The organism is Anaerotalea alkaliphila (assembly GCF_010179735.1).
Lineage (GTDB): Bacteria > Bacillota > Clostridia > Lachnospirales > Vallitaleaceae > Anaerotalea > Anaerotalea alkaliphila.
This window is the reverse complement of sequence record NZ_JAAEEH010000061.1, coordinates 1-8,721: the sequence shown is the minus strand read 5'-3', so window position 1 is coordinate 8,721 and position 8,721 is coordinate 1. Positions and strand designations below refer to the sequence as shown.

Genomic DNA, 8,721 nt, shown 5'->3' with positions numbered 1-8,721 from the left:
TCCGGATCACCGGCTAACATCCGCGAGTTGGTACAATCGTGAAGAACCACATTTGGAGCAACTGGAGTTCGTCTCTAGTTGCTCTTTTTTGATTGCTCCAAATGTGATACTTCACTTATGAATTATAAACCCATTTGAATGGGATTGGAATGGAAACCCCAAAAAAGCCCGCTGAGAATTCATTTTTTTCTGTGCAATTGAAAAAACTGTCCCAAACCTATTGACAGGACAACGGTCCAACCACATGGCAAAGCACAAGAAAAAGACACCTGTGCAATACAAGTGTCTTTACATATGATCGGGGTGACAGGATTTGAACCTGCGGCCTCTTACTCCCGAAGCAAGCGCTCTACCAAGCTGAGCCACACCCCGTGTCTTGTGAACGTTATAAATATTAGCATGATTGTTGGGCTCTGTCAATATGCTTTAACCAAATAATCGAGAATTCCCCACCGCATGGTCCCCCTTGCTCATCCAGAGAGGGTGCGGGCGGAAGGAAAGGGGCAAAACGCCCCCAGGTCATATGATCCCGAAATGCTCCAGCGCATGGGCGATCCCGTCTTCCTCGATGTCCCGGGTCACGAAGGCCACCTTGTCCAGGATCTCCACCATGCTGTTCCCCATGGCGATGCTGTTGGGTACGGCCTCCAGCATGGGAAGGTCGTTGGTGCTGTCGCCGATGGCATAGCAGTCTTCCAACCGGATCCCCAGGTGCTTCCGGAGCACGTCGATTCCGGTTCCCTTGTCGAACCCCTTGGGGATGATTTCCCCGAAGTTGCCGCCCCGGTCGATGTAGGTGAACTCCCGGGTGATGTAGTCATGGAACCCTTCGAAATCGCTGTCCCCCTTCGCCCATACCACGAACTTGTCGAACACGATGCCGGGGCTGTCCCAGGTCTTGGTGATGTCGTATCCGCGGGCGCCGTACTTGGCCTTCAGGCTGGCCAGCACGCCGGTGGCCGGCTCCTCCCCGTCGAAGAACACGTCCGTCAGTCCCTCGAACATCGCCTCCACCCTGCATTCCCGCAGCTTCCCCACGATCTCCACACAGGTTTCATGGGGGATGGACCGGGACACAAGGAGCTCCTCCCCCAAGCGCACGTAGGTGCCGCATCCGCACACGTAGCCGTCGAAGCCCAGTTCCCGGATTTCCTCCGTCACGGTGAAGAAAGTCCTCCCGGTGTTGATGAAGGTCAGGTGGCCGTTCTCCCTGGCCCGCCGGATGGCATCCCTTGTGCTTGTGGAAATCCTGTGGTCCCCTTCGGTGGCGATGGTGCCGTCGATGTCAAAAAAAATCATTTTACCATTCATTTAAGTTCTTTCTCCCATTCCTTTTCCATTCGCATGTGTTCCCGGACCAGGCCGTCCATCAGGTGGGATGCCAGCGCATAGCCCCCGATGCCGCCTTCCCCGTAGGCTTCCCGGAATTTCTCCGCCTTCTTCAGAAGGTTGTCCCATATTTTGGCCAACCCTTCCGGCTGCCCTTCGGCATGTGTCCGCATCGCTGCCAGAAGCTTGTCAGCGGATGCGGTCAGCACTTCCCCATCGTCCACCGCTGCCTCCAGCACTTGCCTTGCCAAATCCAGCAACTCCCGGTGGGCGTCTTCGACCGTCCCTTCCCCGAATTCCAGGCCGAGGTCCCCGGCCTGCTGCAAGCTGTAGGTCTGCACCCGATTCCTGCCTTCCGTTTTGGCGGCCAGCAGGGCGGCCTCCGCCCTCCGTTGGACGCTCTCCAAGGATTCCGCCTTCAGACGCTCTGCCATCCCCATGCTGCAGGTGAACCTGCCCACAACAGGATGGTGCCCCGTCTCCACCGCGGACCGCAGCTTCTCCCCCATCACTTCGGCTCCGTCCAAGCCTGTCACCGGAGTCAGGATCAGGAACCTTCCCACCCCGAACCGGCCAACCACGTCGGTGGTGCGCAGCCTCTCCCGGAGCAGGCGGGCCGTGGCGGCAAGGATTTCAAACCCCACCTTTTTTCCCCAGATGTCCAGGATCTGGACGAAATGGTCGATTTCCAGCAGTGTCAGGGTGAAGGGCAGGTCATAGCGGTCCGCCAGCTCCATTTCCTCCTTGACCCGGCACAGCATGAAATAGCTGTTGTATGCGCCCGTCACCGGATCCACATCCACCTGCGCCCTCGCCTTCAGCCATTCCTCCATCCCCTCCCCGGAACCTGCGGGATGCTCCAGCACCCGGTAGATGGTACCCACCCGGTCCCCATCCAAAGGAAATGCCGTCACCCGCACCTCCTTGCCAAGAGGGGGGAAATAGGACACCAGGCTGTCCTCCGCCTGCTTTTCCAGAATCTCCCCGAAAAAACGGGTCCACGTTCCGTCTTCCGCCTCCCGGCTTCCGGTCGCCTCCTGGAAGCCTTTTCCATGGATGCCTTCCGTATCGACATCGAACAGCGCACCGAAAGCGGGATTCGCTTCCGTCATCCGGATGCCTTCCGTCCCGACCTCCTGTACGGAAAGGGCGAAAGGGGCCTGCCGGAAAAACAGGCTGTAGGTTGCGTTCCGCATGTTGACTCTCCTTTCTGTCCCTATGGCCTAAAACCTGACCTGGGGAGCCGAACGTTCCGCATGGTCGATTTCGAAAAAGGGCATCTGCCGGGCGCCGAACACCGCCGCCAGGATGTTCTTGGGGAATGTGATGATGTAACGGTTGTACAGCAGCACCGTATCGTTGTAGAACTGCCGGTAGAGGGCGATCTTCTGCTCCAGCTCCCGCAGCTGGTTCTGGAGGTTCAGGAAACCCTGGTCCGCCTTCAGCTGGGGGTATTGCTCGGAGATGGCCATCAGCCTTCCCAGCACGTTGCTCATGGCATCGGAAGACCGGATGACCTCGTCGGCGGTCTTGGCGTTCAGATACTGGTTCCTGGCCTGGGTGACGCTGGTCAAGGTTTCCCTTTCGTGGGTGGCATAGCCCCCCACGGTCTCCACCAGGTTGGGGACCAGGTCCGCCCGCATCTTCAGCTGGACGTTGATCTGCCCCCAGCTGTTCTCCACTTTGGCCCTGTTGTTGACCATCTTGTTGTAGAACAGGACCATGGGGATCCCCAAAAGGAACAGGATCCCCCCAACGGCAATGATGGCAGTGAGTAAGGTCGACATGTGTTACCTCCTTGTGTACGATTTTTGTCAGGGGACATCAATCCACGCCCCCGCTGGAACCTCCGGCTCCGCCCCCCGAATCGGACCCGCCGGAAGAAAATCCCCCACCGGAACCTTTGGATGCCTTTGCGGTCATCTGCATGGTCTCCCGCACGGCTCCGTCGACGGCCTTTCCCAGGTCCTCGAACCCCCTGTAGGTGTCCTGATAGGTTCCCCGGGGCATGAAGTAGAGGAGACGGGTGTCCGCCCTCTCCTGCAGGGCTTCCGGATAGCGCGTGTACAGCTGGCGGAGAAGCTGCTTGGAAACCCCCAGGACGGTGGCGTAGACCAGGTATTTTTCCCAAAGGAAAAGCTCGGGGAGCTCCTTGTCCTGGAAGGTGGTGAATTCCTCCAGGAATTTCCTGAAGGCCTTCCACAGGGCATACTGGTCCTCCCCCTCTTGGGTGAGAAGACGCTTGACCTTCTTGCCGAAAGCCGCCACTGTCAGGAATCCCAGAAGGCTTCCGATGCCCACCGCCGCAACCAGGGTGCCCTGTAGGAACTCCACGTTCTGGACGAGGACCATGGTCAGCACCATCAGTCCCAGGCTTAGGAAAAGGTGGAAGGAAAGGATGCCCGGTTGCCGGTTCCTCTCCCGCTCGAAGAATCCCCTTCCCTCCGCCAGGGAAGCCACCTTGGACTCGAAATCCTTGTAGAAGCTGTAGGCCTGGGCATAGGTCCTCTTCCCCCCGCAATACTTCTTCAATTCCTGGAGGGAAACCTTGGAACTTCCGCCTCCCACCTGGTTGAAGAGGAAATCCAGGAGCGCATGCTCGTGTATGGCAACCATCTCCCCTTCCAGGATCCGGTAAGAAAGGGCCAGGTCCCTCCTGTTCCCGAAGACCCCCGCCCCTGGGGATTCCTCCACCCGGATCCAGCCCTTGTAGACCAGATCCAGCAGGGTGCCGGTGATCTGCCGGGAAACGTTCTCCCTTTCCGAATAATGGTGCACCAGCAAGTCCAGCTCCGCAGGAAACAGGTCTCCCGGAAGGTCCCGGTAGTACATGGGTTCCATGACAGGCTTCCTGCGTTTCAATCCTGTGCGGTGCAGCAGGATCCGCACTCCAGGGAAAAGCGCCATGGCTCCACCTGTTCCCAGGAACAGAAGGTTCAGGAGTCCACGGGCCATCCTGTCCTTGTCTTCCGCCGCCGCGGCGGCGTTTTCCATTTCCAGGAGCTCCTGACGGCGATCCGAATCCACCCTCTTTTCCACTCCGGACATGGCTTCCACCGGCAATAGGAAGCGTGCCTCCACATATTCCCCCGGCGGCACATTCTTCATGGACAGCACAACCGTTGCGGCGTCCATGAAGGCGATGGTCCCCCCTGCAGGACCGTGGGCCCAGATGGGGGTGTTTTCCCTGTCGGCGCCGGGGGGAAGCTGCACCAGGACCTCCAGACGCCTGATTTTGTAGGCGTTGGCGGCACCCACGTACTTCTGGAAATAATCCGCCGTGTCCCGGTACAAGGTCACCGTCTCCGGCACCCTGTACCGGACCTGGAATGTCCTGGTCTCACCGGGCCGTGTCCGGTAGTACCATTCCACCCGGGTTCCGGTTCCTGACGGCTGGACAGCAAAGAACCCCTCCGGCCGGCTGTCATCGAAAGCCTCCAGGGGATGGTAGGCCATCCCCGCCTCTTGGACATGGACCTGGTCCACCGGGACCTCCACATCCAGGAATCCCCGGGTGAACTCCCCCTCCAGGAAAGTGTAGCTCCTGTACTCGTCCACCCATGCGCTCCCGTCCTGCTGGATTGCCACCTCGTAACGGAGCTCCTCCAAGACCGACTTCCTCCCGTCGGAAGAGAGGACCCCGCTCTGTTTTTCCCAGACAGCCCTTCCTCCCACCACCAGCAGGAAAAGGGCCAGACCCAACCATCCGATCTTCTTAAACATGACTTGCCCTCCCCTTCCGCTTCTTGCTTTTCTTGACCGCATACATCTTCTCGTCCGCCGCCCGCAGGGCATGATGGATGTCCTTGGGCTGGCGCACCTCCTGTATCCCATAGGAAATGGAAACAGGCGCCCTCCCTTCCTCCGCACCCTCCAGCCTGTTGGAGATCCGTTCCAGGATGGTGTGGCTGTTGCGCCCGCTGCAGTTGTGGAGGATCAGCAGGAACTCGTCCCCTCCATAGCGGATGACCAGGTCCCCTTCCCGCAGGGAAGGGACCAGCACATCAGCCACTTCCTTCAGCAGCCTGTCCCCAGCCAAATGGCCCTGGGTGTCGTTGACCACTTTGAAACCGTCGATGTCGATCATGACCAGGGTTACCGCTTCCTCCAAGGTTTCCTTTCGCATCTGTTTTTCCGTCCAGCGCTCGAAAAAGCGCCGTGTATGGACCCCTGTCAGGGCATCCTTGTGGGCCCGTTCCTTGTAGAGGTCCTTGGATTTTTCCGACTTCAGGAGGATCTTCACCGCCTGGCGGAGGATGACGAAATTGATGAACACGAAGGAGGCCACCAGCAGGAGGGCCACCCCCGCCATGTTCACGAAGGAGATGGCGTTGGCCCGCAGGAAAAGCTCCCCCTTCAGGATGGACAGCACCAGGTATTCGTCCGTGTCCGGTACAGGCGTCACATGGAGCAACCGCTCCCCGTCCTCCCGCAGGACCACGTCCCCCACGGTGGCATATTCCCGCCCGGAGGCCACCAGCTGTTTGAACCCGTTCCATTCCAAAACCTCCACCTGGATTCCACCCGCATTCAATCCGTCGAGCAGGTCCCTCATATCGAAATACAGGACGTCCCTTCCCAGCACCTTCCCCCCCTCCTGGATCAGGGAGACAACGATCAGTTGGTCCCCTTCCAGCACGACCGTCAGGCTGCTGAGGCTGAAGGGAAGGGTGTTGGGATCCCTGTTCGGGGTGAAGCCCTCCCTTGCATGGGAAGCCACCAGTTCCGCCTCCACGATCCTGTAGGCGCCCTGCAGGTGCTCCAAGGCCTTGGCACCTTCCGCATAGGGTCCGGCGGTGTAGGTCCGCAGCTCCTCCATGTCCACGGTCCCCCCCTTGTACTCCAGGATCTTGCGCCTGATGACGGTCCTGCTGGAGATGCTGGCCGCCCCTTCCTTGGCCCGCTGGATATGGGCAGCCACCTGCCCCTCCTTTTGCCGGGACAGGAGGATGAAATTCTCCAGGGTGGTGTTTGTCATCTCCCGGTGGATGGGGAGGTAGACGGTGAAGAACATGAGGGCGGACATCAGGAGGATGAACAGCGCAATCATGCCCCTGACCTTCCTTATGAATATTTCCACGATGCGCCTCCTTCCATTTCCGACCCATCCATTTTATCACAGGAGGCATGCATCTTTCCATAAAAAGAAAAAAAACCGGCCTAGGAACCGGTTTTCTCTTTATGTGGCCTGCAGGGAATCTTCTTTCGGACCTGCGAACACTATTTTCAAAAGGATGGGCGTAATCAGGGTCGTGACAATGACCACGATGATGACGGGAGCGAAGAGCTCGTTGCTCACCAGACCCACACTCGCCCCCTTGTCCGCAACGATGAGCGCGACCTCGCCCCTGGAGACCATACCCACGCCGATCCGCAAGGCCTCCTGTTTCTTGTACCCCATGATCCTGGCGCCGAAACCGCATCCCAACACTTTGGAGAAAACGGCCACCAGCAGCAGCACCAGGGAGAAGATCAGGATGCGGCTGTCCAAGGAGTCCAACGCCGTCTTGATGCCGATGCTGGCGAAGAAGATGGGCGAGAGCAGCATGTAGGAGGTGACTTCCACCTTTTCCGCCACATAGTAGTTCATCCCCAGGTTGGAAATCACGATTCCCGCCAGATAGGCGCCCGTGATGTCCGCAATGCCGAAGTAGTGTTCCGCGATGTAGGACATCAGAAGGCAAAGCACGAAGCCGTAGATGGGAATCCTTCTTTTGCGTCCATAGCGCCTGCTCATGTAGTCGAAAGCCTTGTTCAGGACGAATCCGCTCACGATGGCGAAAACGAAGAACAGTGCGATCCGGAAGAGGATGGACCCGATGTTCACGCTGGTGTCCTTGAAGGAGATGACGATGGTAAGGATGATGATGCCCAGGATGTCGTCGATGACAGCCGCACCCAGGATGGCCGTGCCTGCGGGCGATTTCAGCTTTCCCATCTCCCGGAGGGTTTCCACGGTGATGCTAACGGAAGTCGCCGTCAGGATGATTCCGATGAAGATGTTTTGGAGCAACTCCGCCTGGGTCATGTTCCCCAGGCTGTCGCTGAAGACCGCAGTCGCCAGGAAGCCCCCGATCAGGGGAATCGCAACGCCGAATATGGCGATGACGAAGGAGGCCTTTCCGGTCTTCTTCAACTCATGGATGTCCGTTTCCATGCCCGCCGCGAACATCAGCATGATGACGCCCAGTTCCGCCATCTGGTTGATGAAGGTGGTTTCCTCCAGAATGTTCAAGAAGGTGGGCCCCAGAATCAGACCAGCCAGCAGGGCGCCCACCACTTGGGGCATCTGGAACTTCCTGGTCAACAGGCCAAACAACTTGGTGCTCAATAAGATGATTGCTAGGTCAAGAAAAAAACCGTACGATAACATAGTGCCCTCCATCGTTTCCAAGTATAAAGTTGCCCAAAAAAATCCACCAGCAATCCTAGGTCTGCTGATGGCGCGGCCTTGATGTTCCTATTATAATCCTATGGTTTTTTCTTGTCAAGTTGCCCAAAGTTGGCCAAAAACCCTACCATATGCAGGAGGTTTTTGTGCTTTTCAACAATTCCATGCTTTCTCATTCCAGCGCCCTTTGTGAGGTTTGCTTCTTTCTGGTCCAGCGCAGCCAGAAGCCATGAATTAGTGAACAGTTTCCTTGGGTTTTCGGCTTGATTGTTTGTGCAAACATTACAATGCATTTCAAGCACAAACCCCATGCTTAATCACAACATATCAAGGAGTTACCCATTTCTTGCGGTCTGGCCTGCCCCCCCCCACCCGGTCAACGGCTTTGGAGCGGGGCAGGATGGAGGATTTCCCCCACGCCTTCCTCCGTCCCATAACCGACCGCAGGAACCGGTTCCAGACTCCATACGAAGGTCCTTCCCGGGAAGCGGGGGACCGGCACTTGGCCGCCGAAAGCTTTCGCCACAGCCTCCTCGGCCGTCCCCCCTCCACCCCTTTCCCATTCCTCCAGCACCCCGGCGATGGCCTCCGCCGTCTTCTTGTCTTCCCCCAACCGCTCCAGCCGGTCGTAGGCCAGCAGCCTGGGGGCCGCCACACCGGCCAGAATCCCCAGGATGGCCAGCACAGCCAGCAGTTCTGCGACATTCGAACCCTTGGGTTTGCTTTGCATCCCATCCTCCTATCCAAATCACAGCTTTTACGAACATTCTAGCACATCGAAAAGGGGATGGGAACCCCTTATGGGGATCGGTCCAAAACACAGGAAAAAACAGCCAAAGGCCAATGTCATTAAGTCAAGAAATTAGAAAAAGCTCTATATCAGTAACTGATATAGGGCTTTTTTCTTTGTAATAAATTTCATGAAACACTTGACAAATCACTCAAAAAATGTGGCGAAGCCCCTTGAATATAACTTATTTCAAGGAGGATATCGCATGGAA

At 57.6% G+C, this 8,721-nt stretch carries 7 protein-coding genes and 1 tRNA gene; all 8 read right to left on the bottom strand.

Annotated elements, in window-relative coordinates; translation table 11 throughout:
* Positions 1-298: 298 nt before the first annotated feature.
* The 8 genes from GXN74_RS13730 to GXN74_RS13695 all read right to left on the bottom strand — a co-directional run bounded on the left by GXN74_RS13730 (position 299) and on the right by GXN74_RS13695 (position 8,450).
* Positions 299-372: transfer RNA gene (locus tag GXN74_RS13730), tRNA-Pro, on the bottom strand.
* A 147-nt stretch (positions 373-519) separates the two neighbouring features.
* Positions 520-1,311: an HAD family hydrolase gene (locus tag GXN74_RS13725; protein WP_162371511.1), complete on the bottom strand. Its 792-nt coding sequence runs from the start codon at positions 1,309-1,311 to the stop codon at positions 520-522.
* On the bottom strand, positions 1,308-2,525 hold the full coding sequence (locus tag GXN74_RS13720; protein WP_162371510.1) for a GGDEF domain-containing protein: 1,218 nt from the start codon (positions 2,523-2,525) through the stop codon (positions 1,308-1,310). The genes GXN74_RS13725 and GXN74_RS13720 overlap by 4 nt, the downstream gene beginning before the upstream one ends.
* Positions 2,526-2,552: 27 nt before the next feature.
* Positions 2,553-3,116, bottom strand: coding sequence for a LemA family protein (locus tag GXN74_RS13715; protein ID WP_162371509.1), 564 nt, complete (start codon positions 3,114-3,116; stop codon positions 2,553-2,555).
* A gap of 37 nt (positions 3,117-3,153) precedes the next feature.
* The gene (locus tag GXN74_RS13710; RefSeq protein ID WP_162371508.1) at positions 3,154-5,052 is read right to left on the bottom strand and encodes a DUF2207 domain-containing protein; all 1,899 of its coding nucleotides are present in this window, start codon (positions 5,050-5,052) and stop codon (positions 3,154-3,156) included.
* On the bottom strand, positions 5,045-6,409 hold the full coding sequence (locus GXN74_RS14875) for a diguanylate cyclase (RefSeq protein ID WP_162371507.1): 1,365 nt from the start codon (positions 6,407-6,409) through the stop codon (positions 5,045-5,047). Before GXN74_RS14875 ends, GXN74_RS13710 begins: the two co-directional genes overlap by 8 nt.
* A 99-nt stretch (positions 6,410-6,508) precedes the next feature.
* A complete protein-coding gene (locus GXN74_RS13700; protein ID WP_162371506.1) occupies positions 6,509-7,702 on the bottom strand; it encodes a cation:proton antiporter in 1,194 nt (397 codons plus the stop codon).
* A 394-nt stretch (positions 7,703-8,096) separates the two neighbouring features.
* Positions 8,097-8,450, bottom strand: coding sequence for a type II secretion system protein (locus tag GXN74_RS13695; RefSeq protein WP_162371505.1), 354 nt, complete (start codon positions 8,448-8,450; stop codon positions 8,097-8,099).
* Positions 8,451-8,721: the final 271 nt, after the last annotated feature.

What these genes read in the sequence shown, in the direction of transcription:
- GXN74_RS13710 (WP_162371508.1), bottom strand. Translation starts at nt 5,052, where the DNA reads ATGTTTAAGAAGATCGGATGGTTGGGTCTGGCCCTTTTCCTGCTGGTG.
- GXN74_RS13695 (WP_162371505.1), bottom strand. Translation starts at nt 8,450, where the DNA reads ATGCAAAGCAAACCCAAGGGTTCGAATGTCGCAGAACTGCTGGCTGTG.
- GXN74_RS13700 (WP_162371506.1), bottom strand. Translation starts at nt 7,702, where the DNA reads ATGTTATCGTACGGTTTTTTTCTTGACCTAGCAATCATCTTATTGAGC.
- GXN74_RS13725 (WP_162371511.1), bottom strand. Translation starts at nt 1,311, where the DNA reads ATGAATGGTAAAATGATTTTTTTTGACATCGACGGCACCATCGCCACC.
- GXN74_RS13720 (WP_162371510.1), bottom strand. Translation starts at nt 2,525, where the DNA reads ATGCGGAACGCAACCTACAGCCTGTTTTTCCGGCAGGCCCCTTTCGCC.
- GXN74_RS13715 (WP_162371509.1), bottom strand. Translation starts at nt 3,116, where the DNA reads ATGTCGACCTTACTCACTGCCATCATTGCCGTTGGGGGGATCCTGTTC.